This is a genomic window from Acinetobacter sp. YH12097 (assembly GCF_013419225.1).
Classification (GTDB): domain Bacteria; phylum Pseudomonadota; class Gammaproteobacteria; order Pseudomonadales; family Moraxellaceae; genus Acinetobacter; species Acinetobacter amyesii.
Window position 1 is genome coordinate 144,548 of record NZ_VPAN01000002.1, and the last position, 18,401, is coordinate 162,948.

At 41.5% G+C, this 18,401-nt stretch carries 12 protein-coding genes and 2 pseudogenes; 13 read left to right on the plus strand and 1 reads right to left on the minus strand.

What is annotated here, in order from left to right; all coding sequences use genetic code 11:
* Positions 1-85: 85 nt before the first annotated feature.
* From FTU37_RS02220 to FTU37_RS02235, 4 genes and pseudogenes are all read left to right on the plus strand, one after another.
* Entirely contained in the window at positions 86-1,042 is a 957-nt protein-coding gene (locus tag FTU37_RS02220; RefSeq protein ID WP_111884407.1) for a metal-dependent hydrolase, read from the plus strand.
* Between the two features lie 12 nt (positions 1,043-1,054).
* Positions 1,055-1,919, plus strand: a pseudogene (locus tag FTU37_RS02225) (SDR family NAD(P)-dependent oxidoreductase).
* Entirely contained in the window at positions 1,916-2,116 is a 201-nt protein-coding gene (locus FTU37_RS02230; RefSeq protein WP_180123713.1) for a hypothetical protein, read from the plus strand. Before FTU37_RS02225 ends, FTU37_RS02230 begins: the two are co-directional and overlap by 4 nt.
* Positions 2,117-3,556, plus strand: a pseudogene (locus FTU37_RS02235) (flavin-containing monooxygenase); the annotation flags it as partial.
* Between the two features lie 334 nt (positions 3,557-3,890).
* Here FTU37_RS02235 and gltA read toward each other — a convergent pair.
* Positions 3,891-5,168 carry a citrate synthase gene (gene gltA, locus FTU37_RS02240; protein WP_078189909.1) on the minus strand — a complete coding sequence of 426 codons (1,278 nt, stop codon included), beginning with the start codon at positions 5,166-5,168 and terminating at the stop codon, positions 3,891-3,893.
* Between the two features lie 1,027 nt (positions 5,169-6,195).
* Between gltA and sdhC the strand changes: the two genes are divergently transcribed.
* The 9 genes from sdhC to sucD all read left to right on the plus strand — a co-directional run bounded on the left by sdhC (position 6,196) and on the right by sucD (position 18,187).
* Positions 6,196-6,594, plus strand: coding sequence for a succinate dehydrogenase, cytochrome b556 subunit (sdhC, locus tag FTU37_RS02245; protein ID WP_078189908.1), 399 nt, complete (start codon positions 6,196-6,198; stop codon positions 6,592-6,594).
* Positions 6,594-6,959, plus strand: a complete 366-nt coding sequence (gene sdhD, locus FTU37_RS02250) for a succinate dehydrogenase, hydrophobic membrane anchor protein (RefSeq protein ID WP_078189907.1) — start codon at positions 6,594-6,596, stop codon at positions 6,957-6,959. The genes sdhC and sdhD overlap by 1 nt, the downstream gene beginning before the upstream one ends.
* Before the next feature lie 12 nt (positions 6,960-6,971).
* Positions 6,972-8,870 (plus strand): FAD-binding protein, encoded by a 1,899-nt coding sequence (locus FTU37_RS02255; RefSeq protein WP_078189906.1) that lies wholly within the window; start codon positions 6,972-6,974, stop codon positions 8,868-8,870.
* Between the two features lie 14 nt (positions 8,871-8,884).
* The gene (locus tag FTU37_RS02260; protein WP_078189905.1) at positions 8,885-9,592 is read left to right on the plus strand and encodes a succinate dehydrogenase iron-sulfur subunit; all 708 of its coding nucleotides are present in this window, start codon (positions 8,885-8,887) and stop codon (positions 9,590-9,592) included.
* A gap of 795 nt (positions 9,593-10,387) precedes the next feature.
* Positions 10,388-13,210 (plus strand): 2-oxoglutarate dehydrogenase E1 component, encoded by a 2,823-nt coding sequence (locus tag FTU37_RS02265; protein ID WP_111884450.1) that lies wholly within the window; start codon positions 10,388-10,390, stop codon positions 13,208-13,210.
* 16 nt (positions 13,211-13,226) lie between these two features.
* Positions 13,227-14,444 carry a 2-oxoglutarate dehydrogenase complex dihydrolipoyllysine-residue succinyltransferase gene (gene odhB / locus FTU37_RS02270; protein ID WP_078192990.1) on the plus strand — a complete coding sequence of 406 codons (1,218 nt, stop codon included), beginning with the start codon at positions 13,227-13,229 and terminating at the stop codon, positions 14,442-14,444.
* Between the two features lie 60 nt (positions 14,445-14,504).
* On the plus strand, positions 14,505-15,935 hold the full coding sequence (gene lpdA / locus FTU37_RS02275; protein ID WP_078189903.1) for a dihydrolipoyl dehydrogenase: 1,431 nt from the start codon (positions 14,505-14,507) through the stop codon (positions 15,933-15,935).
* A gap of 181 nt (positions 15,936-16,116) precedes the next feature.
* Positions 16,117-17,283, plus strand: a complete 1,167-nt coding sequence (gene sucC / locus FTU37_RS02280; protein WP_168379216.1) for an ADP-forming succinate--CoA ligase subunit beta — start codon at positions 16,117-16,119, stop codon at positions 17,281-17,283.
* Positions 17,284-17,296: 13 nt separating this feature from the next.
* The gene (sucD, locus tag FTU37_RS02285) at positions 17,297-18,187 is read left to right on the plus strand and encodes a succinate--CoA ligase subunit alpha (RefSeq protein ID WP_168379215.1); all 891 of its coding nucleotides are present in this window, start codon (positions 17,297-17,299) and stop codon (positions 18,185-18,187) included.
* Positions 18,188-18,401: the final 214 nt, after the last annotated feature.

An 18,401-nucleotide genomic window follows, 5' to 3' on the forward strand; every position in this document is an offset into this window, starting at 1 on the left:
CTTAATTTGATCCTCAATCTATGTGTTTTTACTTCAATCGACATGAAGTCAATGAAGGGGAAACACCCAAATTGAGAGCAAAATCATGAGCGCTTTTCAACCGATAAAAAAAACTTTAGCACGCGTATTTGCAGGCCCTGTCTTTGACCCAACAAAACAGTCTGCCGTTGTTCCTATTCGTCATATGAAATTTGATTTCGAACCCGAAAAAATTGATCCAAAATTTTATATGAATGCAGAATTGGCCAGTGCCTATTTTGCGTCATTGTCTATTTTCTTAACTCGTGGCGAAGATTTGGTGATTGATACTGCTCGATATCATCGTGACTTTATTCAAGATCCTGTATTAAGACAACGTGTCACATCCTTAATTGGGCAAGAGGCCATTCATTCACGCATGCATGAAGAAATGAATGAAGCGTATCGTGCAAGAAATCTGCCTGTGCAATTTTTTAGAAAGTTAGAACACTACGTCTTTGCCTATGGTTTTGAACGTATGCCACAGCCAATGAAGTTATCCTTAATGGCAGCAATTGAGCATTTCACCGCAGTGCTTGCGGAATACATGATGAATCATGAAGAAATCTTTTTTAATTCAATAGATGAAAAGCAGCGCGCTATTTGGATGTGGCATATGTTGGAAGAGTCTGAACACAAAGACATTGCCTATGATGTTTATCAAGAATTATCAGGTAATTATGCTTTACGTATAGCAGGATTTTTCCCTGCATTAATTACCATTTTGGGTTTGATTTCGATAGGCGCTTCGATTGTCCCTTTCTACAGAAAGCCATCAAATTTGATTAGCCTAAGCTACTGGAAAGATGTTCCGCGCAGTTTCCAACTGATTTTTGGTCTAAGAGATGGTGTTTATGGCAGCAGCCTCGGGCATATTTTTGATTATTTACGACCAAGTTTTCACCCAAATGATCATGACACTTCTGCATTTCTTGAATATTACAAAAAGCGTTTGCTGAACCCTGTTGATGGTGTGTTAACACCTTATTTTGTCAAAGAATTTACCCCAGCATTAAAACGATAAAAGGACAAAACCATGGGTCTATTTGGAAAAAAGAACAAGCCAAGTGAAAATGCCTGTGTGGTGGTCACTGGTGCAGGCAGTGGTATTGGGCGAAGTTTCGCTTTGGAGTTGGCTCGTCGTGGCGGAACAGTGGTCTGTGCAGATATTCATTTAGAGGCAGCGCAAGAAACGGTGGATCAAATTCAATCCACGACCTCATCAAATGCTTATGCGGTGTAGTGTGATGTAGGTAAGGCTGAAGAAGTTAAAGCACTGTCAGAGCAAGCTGAGCAGTTGATGGGGCATGCTGTGACCTTGGTGATCAACAATGCAGGCGTCGGGCTGGGTGGTAAATTTGATGAGCTGAGTTTAGATGACTGGCAGTGGTGTATGCATGTCAATTTGTGGGGTGTGGTGCATGGCTGCCATTATTTTGTACCCAAGTTGAAACAAAATAAGCAGGGGGGCGCGATTATTAATGTTGCTTCTGCTGCGGCATATACTGCTGCACCAGAAATGACAGCATATAACGTGACGAAGTCGAGTGTGTTGGCTTTGTCTGAAACTTTATCGGCTGAGCTGCGATCGGCAAATATCCGTGTGAATGTGCTGTGCCCAACCTTGGTGCCAACCAATATTATGAAAAATGGTCGCTTGCCCAATCGATATTCAGGCTTGGCTGATCAACTGCTGATGAATCATGCATTTACGACGAGCCACGATGTCGTCGATTTGACATTGAATAATTTAGATGCAGGGAAGTTGTATACCATTCCGCAACCTGATGCCAAATTATTTTGGTGGTTAAAGCGTCTATCCCCGCAAACCTATACCCGCTTATTGGGGGGGTTATCCCTTATTTAACAACTATATTAAAAAGTCGGGAGCAAAAGCATGAACATGCCGACACAATTACATGACGAAGATGTAAAAGCATTAGATCAAGAGAAAACTCAAACTAAAAAGGCAACAACGCAAACTAATGTACGTCGTACTGTAACGTCTTCTGCCAAAGCAAAAAAAGCAGTACAAGACCAATCAGAGTCAGAGCCTAGCCTAGAAAAACCAAGCGTAGAAAATCAAGTGCGTGTCTAAGATACCATTGTAATTGGTGCTGGGATATCAGGTTTAGCTGCTGCTCATCAAATGAATAAACGGGGTTATACAGATTATGTGGTTTTAGAAAAAGCCAATCGCGTGGGAGGTACATGGCGCGACAACACCTATCCAGGTTGTGGATGTGATGTTCCTTCGGCTTTGTATTCTTTTTCATTTGCTCCGAGTCATAAATGGAGTCATTTATTTGCCAAGCAACCTGAGATTCTGAACTACTTAGAGGATGTGGCAGAGCAGCATGCGCTGTATCGCAACATTCAGTTCAATTGTGAATTAATTGCAGCGGAATGGAATGAGCAATTAAAGCAATGGCAATTGGAGACCAGTAAAGGTAAGTATGCGGCAAGAACAGTGATCTTTTCCACTGGGCCGATTACTGAACCGCAAATTCCAAAAATTAAAGGTATTGAAAGCTTTGAAGGTGAAATGTTCCATTCTGCGCGATGGAACCATGCCTATGACTTAAAAGATAAACGTATTGCAGTGATTGGTACGGGGGCATCTGCGATTCAGTTTACTCCTCAGATTCAACCTATTGCCAAAAATGTGGTGGTGTTTCAACGGACTGCGCCATGGGTATTACCAAAAGCAGATTTACCACTGAATGACCGTGCGAAAGGCATCATTACCCGTTTTCCGACTGTTCAAGAAACTTGGCGCAAAAGTGTGGCCGGTATATTAAATGGTATTAATTTAGGGCTGCGTAATCCTTCACTGTTAGAGCCTGTGAATTATTTGGGTCGTCAGTTGTTGAAAACACAAATTCAAGATGCTGAATTACGTGAAAAAGTAACACCAAACTTTTCTATTGGTTGTAAGCGTCTTTTATTTGCCAATAACTATTATCCTGCGTTGCAGCAAGCCAATGTTGAACTTGTGCCACATGGTTTAGTTGAAATAGAAGGTAATACCGTCATCGCTGCAAATGGTGAACGTCATGAAGTCGATGTCATTATTTGGGGCACAGGATTTGAAGTTTCTCATCCGCCGATTGGACAACGTGTAAAAAATGCCAAAGGGGAGTTATTGTCAGAACTTTGGAAAAACAGTTCTCCTGAAGCGTTTTTGGGTACCAGTATCGCGCAAGTACCTAATGCCTTTTTGGTGCTCGGGCCAAATATTTTGGTTTATGACTCATTCATTGGTATTGCAGAAGCACAGGTTGGATATATTGTTGATGCCTTGGTAAAAATGAAACAAGAGAAGATACAGCGGCTTGAAATTAAGCCAAATGTATTGGCGTATCACAATGCAAAAGTGCAGACACATCTACAGACTACAGTCTTTAATAGTGGTGGTTGTAAGAGCTATTACTTAGATGCCAATGGACGCAATTTTGCAGCTTGGCCGTGGTCACTGAAACAGTTAAAGCAGCGTCTTAAACAGGTGGACTTGACAGACTATGAGTCGGTTGCCTAGAGAATATTGCTTAATAAAAGTTACTTAACTTAATAAGCCAAAATAAAGCATCATCAATATTTAAACCTTTTGTTTACAGCCTAATTTCTACGTGGAATTAGGCTTTTTTTATGACGATATCTGATGAAGCAGTGTGAGATTTTCTAGAAAATGGCGATTTAAAATATACTCAGCAATAAACAGCATACTTTATAGCTTGTGAGGCATCGTTTTATCTAATGATTGAGCAGGAAAATTCAGTCAGATAGGGCTGTTTTAAAGTGCAAAATATATCTAGCTGCATAAAAAAACCGCCCCAAAGGGACGGTTTTTAGATTCGCACAATTCTTTCAAATTAACGACCTTGGATATCGCGTTGAGTTTCGCCAGTGTAAAGCTGACGAGGACGACCGATTTTGTAAGGTGCGCTGTGCATTTCTAACCAGTGGCTGATCCAACCAACAGTACGTGCAAGAGCGAAGATTACAGTAAACATTTCTGTTGGGATACCAATCGCTTTAAGGATGATACCTGAGTAGAAGTCTACGTTAGGGTATAGGTTACGTTTGATGAAGTATTCGTCAGAAAGCGCAATACGTTCAAGTTCCATAGCCAAAGCAAGTTGTGGATCGTTGATACCAAGTGCAGTTAACACTTCGTCACAAGTCTCTTTCATTACTTTCGCACGTGGATCGAAGTTTTTGTAAACTCGGTGACCGAAGCCCATAAGTTTAACTTCTTTAGTTTTCACTTTTTCCATGAACGGAGCAACGTTTTCTACAGTGCCGATTTCATCAAGCATCTTAAGAACAGCTTCGTTCGCGCCGCCATGAGCAGGTCCCCATAGAGCCGCGATACCCGCAGCGATACATGCGTATGGGTTAGCGCCAGTAGAACCAGCAAGACGTACTGTAGAAGTAGACGCGTTTTGTTCGTGGTCAGCATGAAGCGTGAAGATACGGTCCATTGCTTTAGCAAGAATAGGGTCAACTTTGTAATCACGGTCTGCAGGAGTAGCAAACATCATGTACAAGAAGTTTTCTGCGTAGCTTAAGTCGTTACGTGGGTAAACGAATGGTTGGCCTACTGTGTATTTGTAAGTCCAAGCAGCTAAAGTAGGAACTTTAGCGATTAAGCGAATAGCAGTGATTTCGCGGTGGTCAATGTTTTCAACATCGAAACCGTTGTGATAGAACGCAGAAAGCGCACCAACAACACCACACATGATCGCCATAGGGTGAGCGTCACGACGGAAACCATTGAAGAAACGGCCAACTTGATCGTGAACCATAGTGTGGTTACGAACTTTAGCATCGAATTCTTGTTTTTGTTCAGCAGTAGGAAGCTCGCCGTTCAAAAGAAGGTAGCAAGTTTCTAAATAGTCTGCTTTAGTAGCAAGCTGGTCGATTGGGTAGCCACGGTGTAGAAGAACACCTTTACCGCCGTCAATGAAAGTGATTTTAGATTCACAAGCAGCCGTTGAGACAAAACCAGGATCAAAAGTAAAGTGACCTGCGGCCAACACATCTTTAACGTCAATTACATCTGGGCCTAGAGTGCCACTGTAAATTGGTAAGTCAATTTCTTTGCCATCAAGCTGTAAAACGGCTTTTTTGCCAGTTGCTTCAGACATTCAATAGATCTCCTGTCCTGGTGAATGTTTTATCTGACTCAGTACTAATCTTTTAATGCGAGAATCAGACGGATCAAAAATTTGCTCTAAGATTAGAGGGAACTGAAATTTTGTCAATTATACTTATGGATATAAATTGAGGATCATTCATTGAAATGAAGCACAATTCATCCGCTTAAAAAATGAGTAAAATTACAGTGCCGACGCAGTATAATAAGTCAAATTGCAGGGGAGGTGCAGATTAAAAAAAGCCTATTGCCTTAATTGTAAGCAATTTTTAATTCTTAAAAACTCTGAAACAAATATGAATTACAAGACCGCTATTTCATTAAATTATTATAATTTTCGTAACTTACACACATCTATGGCTCTAAATTGCTGTTTTCTTATTCATAATTAAAACGACTTAATCGCCATTAAAAAAAAGTTCGTTTGGTTAAAAAATAGTTAATTAAACGCCTTAAAAAGCTTAATAAATGAGCATTTTTGTCATTGGAATGGGAAATAATGGTGTTTTATTGAACGGATTTGCTGTTGCTAAGATTTTTATGCACAGACTAAGTACTTATTTCGTTTCATGATCTTTGAGTTTTATCATTTGAGAAAATGATGCACATTTATTTTTATGATTAAGGCTTGGCGAATGTGCTGGAAGATTTTAAAATGTAGTGGGAAAAGAAAGATTTAGATTTGTTCATCTTTAGTCTAAAAGTTTAAATCACCATATACACACAAAAACAATAAATGAAATTTACATTTAACTGATTAAAACCAACAAGATAGTCTGATTTTCTTAGATAAATAAGGTATTTGTTTTTAGAAAAGTTATTGTTAATGATTCTTATTTAAGGATATTTTGCAAAATTCCTAATTGTCTTCGTTTGTGTTTTGAAAGTTCACGTTTTATAATTCCCTGTCGTTTATAAGATCAGACAGCTGCAGAGTTTATTATATTGTAATGTCTGACTATGCTAGCTTTCCTACGAATTAATTCCAACAAACTCCGGATGGAGTTTTTACTTACAGGATGCCCGCTGTGAAAAGCAACAGACCTGTCAATTTGTCCATGGGTCAAGTTTTAGAAGTAAACTTAAAATCCCCTGTGGCTATTGCATCAATTTTACACCGTCTATCAGGTGTTATCGTATTTTTACTCGTACCGGTCCTTCTTTGGATTTTAGACAAATCTCTATCTTCACCTGAAGGTTTTGCGCAAGTTCAGGCTGTGTTTGACAGCTTTATTGTGCGTTTTGTCGTATGGGTATTTGTAGCCGGCTTAATTTATCACCTTATCGGTGGTATCAAGCATCTATTTGCAGATCTTGGCGTTGCTGAAGAACTTCAAAGTGGTCGTATCGCAGCTACTATTTCATTGATCTTGTCTGCAATCGGTATTGTTGCAGCATTTGTATGGATTGTTCTCTAATGAAAAGTGCTACAGGTTTAACAGGATCAGGTTCACGCGATTGGTTTATCCAACGTGTAAGTGCCGTTGTATTGGCTGTTTATACTATTGTTGTACTGGGCTGGATCCTTTGCAATAGCGGATTCACTTTTGAGCAATGGTATGGCTTTATGATGACAACACCAATGAAGATTTTATCTTTATTGTCTGTCTTATCTCTTGTTGCGCATGCTTGGATTGGTATGTGGCAAGTATTCACTGACTATGTGACTACTCGTCAAATGGGTCCTTCAGCAAACGGTCTGCGTTTAGTGCTGACTTCTGCAGTGATTGTTGCAGTATTTGCATACGCGATCTGGGCGATCCAGATTTTTTGGGCAAATTGATAGGAAGATATCATGGGCGCTATAACCCCTAAAGAAGATTACACAAATATTCCACACCAAACTTTCGATGCAGTCATCGTTGGTGGTGGTGGTTCAGGTATGCGTGCTTCTTACCAACTTGCTCAAGCTGGTTTGAAAGTTGCTGTACTGACTAAAGTATTCCCAACTCGTTCACACACTGTTGCAGCGCAGGGTGGTATTGGTGCATCTCTTGGTAACATGCAAGAAGATAACTGGCACTACCACTTCTACGACACAGTTAAAGGTTCTGACTGGTTAGGTGACCAAGACGCAATTGAGTTCATGACTCGTGAAGCGCCTCAAGTTGTTTATGAACTTGAACACCTAGGTATGCCATTTGACCGTAACGCTGACGGTACAATTTACCAACGTCCGTTTGGTGGTCATGCTGCGAACTATGGTGAAAAACCAGTTCCACGTGCATGTGCTGCTGCCGACCGTACAGGTCATGCTCTTCTTCATACGCTTTATCAAAGCAACGTGAAAATGGGTACTCAATTCTTCGTAGAATGGATCGCACTTGATTTGATCCGTAACGAAGCAGGCGATGTACTTGGTGTGACAGCAATTGACCAAGAAACGGGTAAAATTGCAGTATTCCAAGGTAAAGCTACATTGTTTGCTACTGGTGGTGCTGGTCGAGTTTACCGTGCATCTACTAACGCTTATATCAACACTGGTGACGGTCTTGGTATGGCAGCTCGTGCAGGTATTCCATTACAAGATATGGAATTCTGGCAATTCCACCCAACAGGTGTTGCGGGCGCAGGCGTATTGTTGACAGAAGGTTGTCGTGGTGAAGGTGCGATCCTTCGTAACGATGCTGGTGAGCCGTTCATGGAACGTTATGCTCCGACACTGAAAGACTTGGCACCTCGTGACTTCGTATCACGCTCTATGGACCAAGAAATTAAAGAAGGTCGTGGCTGTGGTCCTAAGAAAGACTACATCTTGCTTGATATGACGCATCTTGGTGCTGAAACAATCATGAAACGTCTTCCATCTGTATTTGAGATTGGTAAGAAATTCGCGAACGTTGACATCACTAAAGAGCCAATTCCTGTAGTACCTACAATCCATTACCAAATGGGTGGTATTCCTACAAACATTCATGGTCAAGTGGTTGTTCCTGTATCTCGTGAAACTGAAGCTTTGGTTGCGAACTACAACAAAGAAACTGATGTGTACTCACACAACGCGGGCGACCGTGATTTCACTAAACCAGTGAAAGGTTTTTATGCAATCGGTGAATGTTCATGTGTATCTGTACATGGTGCAAACCGTCTAGGTACAAACTCATTGCTTGACTTGGTTGTATTTGGTAAAGCTGCTGGTGAACATATTGTTGACTACGTAACTAAACACCATGGTGATGAATACGCTCCATTACCTACAACTGTTCTTGAAAACACTTTGAATCGTGTTCGTCATCTTGATGAATCTACTTCTGGTGAAAATGCTCAAGAAGTTGCTGATGCAATCCGTGACATCGTTCAAGACCACGCTGGTGTATTCCGTACATCTGCACTTCTTGAAGAAGGTGTGAAACAGATTCTTGCGATCGAACCACGTGTACGCAACATTCACTTGAAAGACAAATCTAAAGTATTTAACACAGCACGTGTTGAAGCTCTAGAAGTTGAAAACTTGTATGAAGTTGCAAAAGCGACATTAATTTCTGCAGCTGCACGTAAAGAATGTCGTGGTGCGCATACAGTGGTAGATTTCGAATTACCACCTGATCATGCTGACTACCCATACGGCCGTCGTGATGATGAGTGGATGAAACACACTTTATGGTTCTCTGTAGATAACCGTCTTGAGTACAAACCAGTACGTTACAAGCCTTTATCTGTAGATGCTATTCCACCTAAACCACGTACATTCTAATTGGGAGAAGTAAGATGAGTAGAGGTACTCGTACATTTAATATCTACCGCTACGATCCTGATAAGGATGCAGCTCCGTACATGCAAACTTTTAAACTAGAGTTGACTGACAAGCACCGTATGTTGCTTGATGCGCTTCTAGCATTAAAAGTACAAGACGAATCATTAACATTCCGTCGTTCATGTCGTGAAGGTATTTGTGGTTCTGATGGTGTAAACATCAATGGTAAAAATGGTTTAGCGTGTCTTTGGAACCTAAACGACTTACCAGAAGTGATTACAATTCGTCCACTTCCAGGTCTTCCAGTTATTAAAGACTTGGTTGTAGATATGAATCAGTTCTACGATCAGTACAACAAAATCCATCCGTTCCTAATCAACAATCAGCCTGCGCCTCCTAAAGAGCGTTTGCAGTCTCCTGAAGAGCGTGAACATTTAGATGGTTTGTACGAATGTATTCTTTGTGCATGTTGTTCAACTTCATGTCCATCATTCTGGTGGAACCCAGACAAGTTCTTGGGTCCTTCAGCATTGTTGAACGCATATCGCTTCATCATTGACTCTCGTGATACAGCAACTCAAGAGCGTTTGGCTCGTCTTGACGACCCATTCTCATTGTTCCGTTGTAAAGGTATCATGAACTGTGTATCTGTATGTCCTAAGGGTCTTAACCCAACTAAAGCAATCGGTCACATCCGTAATATGCTTTTAGATCTTGGTTAATAGATTTAGCAGTAAAAAAAAGCGCACCATTGGGTGCGCTTTTTTTGTCATATATAAAAATGATGATAGTGAAAGTTATTCGCTGTCATTGCAGAGTGCTATAAATGGATTTCATAGAAACGTAGTGAATTAAAAGTATAAAGTGATAGATAAATGGTTATTTATTGATGAAACGCTCGTTCAAGTCTGTCAAAAGGATTAGAAGATGTTATTATGTAACGTAGTAAAAAGAGAGAGGATAGGAATGTCAGCTCTCTTTTGTTTTTGTATATGAGATGAGGTAAAAATCGAACGTAGACTTTTGTCTTAATTGAAAGATCATTTTATATGTAGCACCATATCATAGATGAAAATACAAACAGTGTATTTCGCTAATTTATGAGAGGTATGTGTCAAAAAAATCAATTGAAAATGCTCGAACGTGTTAGCATTTAAAGTATCACTATATGTAAAAAATGACTTTGAATTGGGTACATTTTTTCTACAATTTAAGCGCTGTAGACGGTATATAAATGTTAATAAAGTCGCTTTAGAAAAGATAATTGCGAAAAATTTATTTTTTCTAAGATGATTTGCAAAAATTGCCCGATTTATGTCGGGTATTTCTCAATGAGTAATGATGCCGCTGAGGGCGTTATTGTTCATTAATCACATTGGGTAATCCTAATGTAGTGATAACGCCTCAAGGCTTAAGCCTAATGGGGACTAATGTCATATTACCAATTTGACATTACTAATCATGGGTTCGCTTAAAAAGCATCCTGAAATGTTTTGCAATAGGAAATGGGTCCACAAATGCAAGAAGTTGCTGACGCACTGCGTCTTGACACTGAACTTAGCGCTGACAGTGCAGCGTATATTGAAGAACTTTATGAGCAGTATCTAACGGCTCCAGACTCAGTAGAGGCTGATTGGCGTGAATACTTCGATAAATTCCCGAAAGGTGATCAACCACACAGCAATGTACGTGAGCAATTCCTATTATTAGGCCGTAATTCAAGCCGTGTTCAGCCTGTAGTGCAAAGTGCAGTAAGTTCTGAGCATGAACGCCGTCAAATCGGTGTATTACAGTTGATCGCTGCATACCGTAACCGTGGTCATCAAAACGCAAAATTAGATCCACTAGGTCTTGCAAAACGTGAAATCGTGCCTGATCTAGATCTTGCTGCGCATGGTTTAACTCAGTCTGACTTAGACACTGTATTTAATACAGGTAACCTTGCAATCGGTAAATCTGAAGCAACACTTGGTGAAATGGTTCAAGCAATGGAAGCAACTTATACTGCTTCGATTGGTGTTGAATACATGCACATTGTTGATACAAAAGAAAAACGTTGGATTCAACAACGCCTTGAAGGTACTCGTGGTCAATTTGGCTACACTGCAGACCAGAAAAAACATATCCTTGAACGTCTAACTGCAGCTGAAGGCCTAGAAAAATACCTTGGTAACAAATTCGTTGGTGCGAAACGTTTCGGTGTTGAAGGTGGTGAATCTTTCATTCCTATGGTGAATGAACTTATTCAACGTGCGGGTTCGGTAGGTTGTAAAGAAGTGGTTATCGGTATGCCTCACCGTGGCCGTTTAAACCTTCTTGTAAACATCATGGGTAAAAACCCAGCTGATCTATTTGGTGAGTTCGAAGGCAAATCTCTGCATAAAAAAGGCTCTGGTGACGTTAAATACCACCAAGGTTTCTCTTCAAACGTCATGACTCCGGGTGGCGAAGTTCACTTGGCATTAGCGTTTAACCCATCACACTTAGAAATCGTTGGACCTGTAGTAGAAGGTTCTGTACGCGCACGTCAAGTACGTCGTAAAGATATCGGTGGTGATGATGTATTACCAATCATCGTTCACGGTGATGCTGCATTTGCAGGTCAAGGTGTAAACCAAGAAACCTTCCAAATGTCACAAACTCGCGGTTATACCGTGGGTGGTACAGTTCATATCGTCGTGAACAACCAAGTTGGTTTCACAACGTCTGACCCACGTGATGCGCGTTCTACAGAATACTGTACTGACATCGCGAAAATGATCCAAGCACCGATCTTCCATGTGAACGGTGATGATCCTGAATCTGTATTATTTGTTTCTCAATTGGCACACGATTTCCGTCATACATTCCGTAAAGACGTTGTAATCGATATGTTCTGCTACCGTCGTCGTGGTCATAACGAAGCCGACGAGCCAGCTGCAACTCAGCCAATGATGTATCAAATCATCAATAAAAAAGCGACTACACGTACGCTTTATGCTGACAAGCTTGTACAAGAAGGTGTTCTTGATCGTGCTTCTGCTGATGCAATGGTTGAACAGTATCGTTCTGACCTTGAAGCAGGTAAACACGTTGCAAATGCGTTGGTACTTGAGCCAAATACAAAAATGTTTGTGGACTGGAAACCTTACCTAGGCCACGAATACACAGACAAATGGGATACCACTTTCCCAATCGAACGTCTAAAAGAGCTTGGTGCGAAAATGCGCGAGCTTCCAGAAGGCTTCGTGATGCAACGTCAGGTTGCTAAAGTGATTGATGACCGTCTGAAAATGCAGACTGGTGAAATGCCATTGAACTGGGGTGCTGCTGAAACATTAGCTTACGCGTCTCTTCTAGATGAAGGTTTCCTTGTTCGTTTAACAGGTGAAGACGTTGGTCGTGGTACATTCTCACACCGTCATGCAAAACTTCATAACCAAGTAGATGGTTCAACTTACATTCCATTATGTAACTTGAAAGAAAACCAACCACGTACAGCTATCTATGACTCATTATTGTCAGAAATGGCGGTTCTTGCATTCGAATACGGTTATGCAACGACTCTTCCGAAGAGCCTTGTCATTTGGGAAGCGCAATTTGGTGACTTCGCAAACTGTGCACAGGTTGTAATCGATCAGTTCATCGCGTCTGGCGAAACTAAGTGGGAACGTGTATGCGGTCTGACTATGCTTCTTCCACATGGCTTTGAAGGTCAAGGTCCTGAGCATTCATCAGCTCGTTTAGAGCGTTTCTTACAGCTATGTGCTGAAGAAAACATGCAAGTGATCACACCGACTACACCAGCGCAGATTTACCATGCGATGCGTCGTCAAGCACTTCGTCCAATCCGTAAACCAATGATCGTGACTTCACCGAAGTCTCTTCTTCGTCACAAACTTGCAACTTCTACATTAGAAGAACTTGCAAATGGTTCATTCCAAACTGTGATCGACGAAATCGACAACATCAACAAGTCAGACGTAACTCGTCTAGTGCTTTGTGGTGGTAAGGTTTACTACGACTTACTTGAAAAACGTCGTGAAAAAGAATTGAACAACACAGCAATCGTTCGTATTGAACAATTGTATCCGTATCCAGAAGCACGTCTTGCTGAAGTTCTGGCACAATATCCAAATGTTAAAGAATTGGTTTGGGCTCAAGAAGAACCGAAGAACCAAGGTGCATGGTTATTCATCGCTCCGCGTCTGTATGACGACGTGATGAAAGCGGGCAAACAAGTTCGTATTAGTTATGCAGGTCGTGAAGCTTCTGCTGCACCGGCTTGTGGTTCACCATATTTGCACGCAAAACAACAAGCTCAGCTCGTAAATGATGCTTTAGCTATCGTAGCTGAATAACAGGAGATTCTTAATAATGGCAACCGAAATTAAAGCACCGGTATTCCCAGAGTCAGTTGCTGACGGTACAGTTGCAACTTGGCACAAACAACCAGGTGAAGCAGTATCACGTGACGAAGTGATTTGTGATATTGAAACAGATAAAGTTGTTTTAGAAGTTGTAGCTCCTGCTGACGGTACGATTTCTGCAATCGTTAAAAACGAAGGCGATACAGTTTTATCGAACGAAGTGATTGCGACTTTTGAAGAAGGTGCTGCTTCTGGCGCTGCTCAAACTCAAGCTGTTCAATCAGAAGAGAAAGTAGAACAAGCTGCTGCGCAAACTCAAGCGGGCGCTGCTCCTGTTGTTGAACGTGCTCAACCTGTTGCTGATCAAGCTCCTGCAGTGCGTAAAGCATTGACTGAGTCTGGCATTGCTGCTGCTGACGTTGCTGGCACTGGCCGTGGCGGTCGCATCACTAAAGAAGATGTTGCAAACCATCAAGCTAAACCAGCTGCTCCTGCTGCTGCGCCATTAAGCGTTGCTGTTGGTGAACGTATCGAAAAACGTGTTCCTATGACTCGTCTTCGTAAGCGTGTTGCTGAACGTCTACTTGCTGCAACTCAAGAAACTGCAATGTTGACTACGTTCAACGAAGTAAACATGAAACCAATCATGGAAATGCGTGCGCAATACAAAGATGCTTTTGAAAAGCGTCATGGTGCACGTCTTGGCTTCATGTCATTCTTCGTTAAAGCGGCAACTGAAGCACTTAAACGCTACCCAGCTGTAAACGCTTCGATTGATGGCAATGACATCGTTTACCACGGTTTCTACGACATCGGTGTTGCTGTATCAAGTGACCGTGGTCTAGTGGTTCCAGTTCTTCGTGATACTGACCGCATGAACTATGCTGAAGTTGAAAACGGTATCCGTGCTTACGCTGGTAAAGCGCGTGATGGTAAATTGGGTATCGAAGATATGACTGGCGGTACATTCACTATTACTAATGGTGGTACTTTCGGTTCATTGCTTTCTACACCGATCTTAAATACGCCACAAACAGCGATTTTGGGTATGCATAAAATCCAAGAACGTCCTATGGCTGTAAATGGTCAAGTCGAAATCTTGCCAATGATGTACTTAGCGCTTTCTTATGACCACCGTCTAATCGATGGTAAAGAAGCAGTAGGCTTCCTTGTAACAATCAAAGAATTGTTAGAAGAACCAGCTAAGCTAATCCTTGATCTTTAATACTTCAGAATAATGCAATGGGCTTAGAGCGATCCTCTAAGCCCATTTTTGGAGATACACATGTCTCAATTTGATTTAGTTGTTATTGGTGGCGGTCCTGGTGGTTATGAAGCTGCTATCCGCGCTGCTCAATTAGGCTTTAAAGTAGCTTGTATTGAAAAACGTATTCATAAAGGTAAACCATCTTTAGGTGGTACTTGCTTAAACGTGGGTTGTATCCCATCTAAAGCATTACTTGATTCATCTCACCGTTATGAAGATACCGTTCATCACTTAGATGACCACGGTATTACAACAGGTGAAGTGAAATTTGATCTTGCAAAATTACTTGATCGTAAAGACAAAATTGTTAACCAACTCACAATGGGTATCGATGGCCTACTTAAAGGCAACGGTATCGAATGGTTAAAAGGTACAGGTAAATTACTTGCAGGTAAGAAAGTTGAGTTTGTATCTCACGAAGGTGAAACTCAAATTTTAGAACCTAAATATGTAATTCTTGCATCGGGTTCTGTGCCAGTAAATATTCCAGTTGCTCCTGTAGATCAAGACATTATTGTTGACTCTACTGGCGCGCTTGAGTTCCCAGAAGTGCCTAAACGTCTTGGCGTAATTGGCGCGGGTGTCATTGGTCTAGAACTTGGTTCAGTATGGCGTCGTCTAGGTGCTGAAGTTGTTGTATTTGAAGCAATGGATGCATTCTTACCAATGGCTGATAAAGCTTTGGCAAAAGACTACCAAAAAGTATTGACTAAACAAGGTCTTGATATCCGTGTTGGCGCTAAAGTTGCTGGTACAGAAGTAAATGGCCGTGAAGTTACTGTTAAGTACACGCAAGGTGGTGAAGACAAAACTCAAACTTTCGATAAATTGATCGTTTGTGTTGGCCGTAAAGCATATGCAGAAGGTTTATTGGCTGAAGATTCAGGCATTAAACTCACTGAACGCGGTCTAGTTGAAGTAAACGATTGGTGTGCAACTTCGGTTGAAGGTGTATACGCAATTGGTGACTTGGTACGTGGTCCAATGCTTGCACATAAAGCAATGGAAGAAGGCGTAATGGCTGTTGAACGTATGCACGGTCACGCAGCTCAAGTGAACTACGATACTATTATCTCTGTCATCTACACACACCCAGAAGCGGCGTGGGTTGGTTTAACAGAAGAGCAAGCGAAAGAAAAAGGCCATGAAGTGAAGACTGGTCAATTTGGCTTTGCTGCGAATGGTCGTGCAATGGCTGCTGGTGAAAACGCAGGCTTTGTTAAGTTTGTTGCTGATGCGAAAACAGATCGTCTACTTGGTATGCACGTGATTGGACCTGCAGCGTCTGATATCGTACACCAAGGTATGATTGCACTTGAGTTTGTATCAAGTGTTGAAGACCTACAGTTAATGACTTTTGGTCACCCGACATTCTCTGAAGTCGTTCACGAAGCTGCGCTTGCAGTCGATGGACGTGCGATTCACGCGATTCAGCGTAAACGTAAATAAGATGTAAAAAGAGCGGCTTAGGCCGCTCTTTTTTGTTTCAGATGGTTGTTTTAATTTGAATAATCATCTAAAAATAAAGATAAGAAATATTTTAAGATTTAAAAAAGGTTAAAGCTGCTTTGACGGATGTCTGGGCTTTAATGGGTCATAACAAAGCGAAAAAAGAGTAAAAGGTTGTTCAATGAATCTACACGAATATCAAGCTAAAGCGTTATTAAAAAAATATGGTATGCCAGTCCAAGAAGGCGTATTTGTAACAACCGCAGAAGAAGCAGTCAAAGCTTTTGAGCAACTGGGTGGTAAGTTTGCAGTTTTAAAAGCCCAAGTCCATGCAGGTGGCCGCGGTAAAGCGGGCGGCGTAAAAGTGGTAAAATCTGCGCAAGAAGCCACTGATTATGTCAACCAAATGGTCGGTTCACGCTTAGTCACTTATCAAACAGATGCATTAGGTCAGCCAGTCAGCGGTATTTTGGTGTCTGAAGATGTCTATCCTGTAGAGCGTGAATTGTACCTAGGTGCTGTGGTTGACCGTTCTAGCCGCCGTGTGACCTTTATGGCATCGACTGAAGGTGGTGTGGAAATTGAAAAAGTTGCAGAAGAAACCCCAGAAAAAATTATTAAAGTTGAAGTTGATCCTTTAGTTGGATTGTTACCATTCCAAGCACGTGAAGTGGCATTTGCTTTAAACCTAAAAGATGGTCAAGTGAATCAATTTGTCAAAATCATGTCTGCTGCCTATCAAGCATTCATTGAAAATGATTTTGCTTTATTTGAAATTAACCCGTTATCTGTACGTGAAAATGGCGAGATTTTATGTGTGGATGCAAAAATTGGTATCGACTCGAATGCCTTATACCGTTTACCTGAAATCGCAGCGTTACGTGATAAATCGCAAGAAAATGAGCGTGAGCTGAAAGCATCAGAATTTGATTTGAACTATGTTGCCTTAGAAGGCAATATTGGTTGTATGGTCAATGGTGCTGGCCTAGCGATGGCAACCATGGACATCATTAAACTCTATGGTGGTCAACCTGCAAACTTCCTAGATGTAGGCGGTGGCGCGACCAAAGAACGCGTAATTGAAGCCTTTAAAATCATTTTGGCCGATAGTTCTGTACAAGGTGTATTAATCAACATTTTTGGTGGGATTGTACGTTGTGACATGATTGCTGAAGCAATTATTGCAGCGGTTCAAGAAGTAAATGTGACTGTACCTGTGGTTGTTCGTTTAGAAGGGAACAATGCAGAGTTGGGTGCAAAATTACTTGATGAATCAGGTTTGAAATTGATTTCTGCAAATGGCTTGGCCGATGCTGCAGAAAAAATCGTTGCTGCGGTAAAAGGCTAAGGGAGTAGAGATCATGAGCGTATTAGTTAATAAAGACACCAAAGTATTGGTACAAGGTTTTACCGGTAAAAACGGCACATTTCATTCAGAACAATCTATTGCTTACGGCACAAAAGTGGTTGGTGGGGTGACTCCGGGCAAAGGCGGCACACAACATTTGAATCTGCCCGTATTTAATACCATGAAAGAAGCGGTGCGTGAAACGGGTGCAACGGCAACCTCGATTTATGTACCTGCACCATTTGTCCTAGATTCAATTATTGAATCGATTGATTCAGGTGTTGAGCTGATTGTGGTGATCACTGAAGGTGTGCCGACACTCGATATGCTAAAAGCTAAACGTTACCTAGAAACCTATGGTAATAATGCACGTCTAATTGGTCCGAACTGTCCAGGGATTATTACCCCAGGTGAATGTAAGATCGGTATTATGCCGGGGCATATTCATCAACCAGGTAAAATCGGCATTATCTCGCGTTCAGGGACGTTAACCTATGAAGCTGTAGCGCAAACCACCAAGCTGGGACTAGGTCAGTCTACCTGTATTGGGATCGGTGGTGACCCTATTCCGGGTATGAACCAAATTGATTGCTTAAAGCTGTTCCAAGACGACCCGCAAACTGAAGCGATCATCATGATTGGTGAGATTGGTGGTACAGCAGAAGAAGAAGCAGCTGAATATATCCAGTCGAATGTTACAAAGCCTGTTGTTGGTTATATCGCGGGTGTGACTGCACCTAAAGGCAAACGTATGGGACATGCAGGCGCAATCATTTCGGGTGGTAAAGGCACAGCAGAAGAGAAATTCGCTGCTTTTGAAAAAGCCGGAATGGCCTATACCCGTAGTCCTGCTGAATTAGGCTCGACTATGTACGAAGTGCTGAAAGGCAAAGGTTTGGTTTAATCGCCATACTTAAACATCAAAAGAGAATCTTCGGATTCTCTTTTTTTTTTACGCAAAAAAAAGCGTATTTCAGCCGCTATGCAAAAGCCATAAGGGCATGGCTATGTGTTCTGCTTTGGGGTGCAGTGACGCTGCATAAACGGATGGAATATTGGTTGTTCAATAACTATGAAATGTAAAGAACACATAATAATCCGAATATGTGATGATTGCG

Bases quoted from the DNA above. Each gene is read 5' to 3' on its own strand.
- odhB (WP_078192990.1), top strand. From the start codon at position 13,227: ATGGCAACCGAAATTAAAGCACCGGTATTCCCAGAGTCAGTTGCTGAC.
- gltA (WP_078189909.1), bottom strand. From the start codon at position 5,168: ATGTCTGAAGCAACTGGCAAAAAAGCCGTTTTACAGCTTGATGGCAAA.
- sucD (WP_168379215.1), top strand. From the start codon at position 17,297: ATGAGCGTATTAGTTAATAAAGACACCAAAGTATTGGTACAAGGTTTT.
- FTU37_RS02260 (WP_078189905.1), top strand. From the start codon at position 8,885: ATGAGTAGAGGTACTCGTACATTTAATATCTACCGCTACGATCCTGAT.
- FTU37_RS02220 (WP_111884407.1), top strand. From the start codon at position 86: ATGAGCGCTTTTCAACCGATAAAAAAAACTTTAGCACGCGTATTTGCA.
- sdhC (WP_078189908.1), top strand. From the start codon at position 6,196: ATGCCCGCTGTGAAAAGCAACAGACCTGTCAATTTGTCCATGGGTCAA.
- FTU37_RS02255 (WP_078189906.1), top strand. From the start codon at position 6,972: ATGGGCGCTATAACCCCTAAAGAAGATTACACAAATATTCCACACCAA.
- FTU37_RS02230 (WP_180123713.1), top strand. From the start codon at position 1,916: ATGAACATGCCGACACAATTACATGACGAAGATGTAAAAGCATTAGAT.
- sdhD (WP_078189907.1), top strand. From the start codon at position 6,594: ATGAAAAGTGCTACAGGTTTAACAGGATCAGGTTCACGCGATTGGTTT.
- sucC (WP_168379216.1), top strand. From the start codon at position 16,117: ATGAATCTACACGAATATCAAGCTAAAGCGTTATTAAAAAAATATGGT.
- lpdA (WP_078189903.1), top strand. From the start codon at position 14,505: ATGTCTCAATTTGATTTAGTTGTTATTGGTGGCGGTCCTGGTGGTTAT.
- FTU37_RS02265 (WP_111884450.1), top strand. From the start codon at position 10,388: ATGCAAGAAGTTGCTGACGCACTGCGTCTTGACACTGAACTTAGCGCT.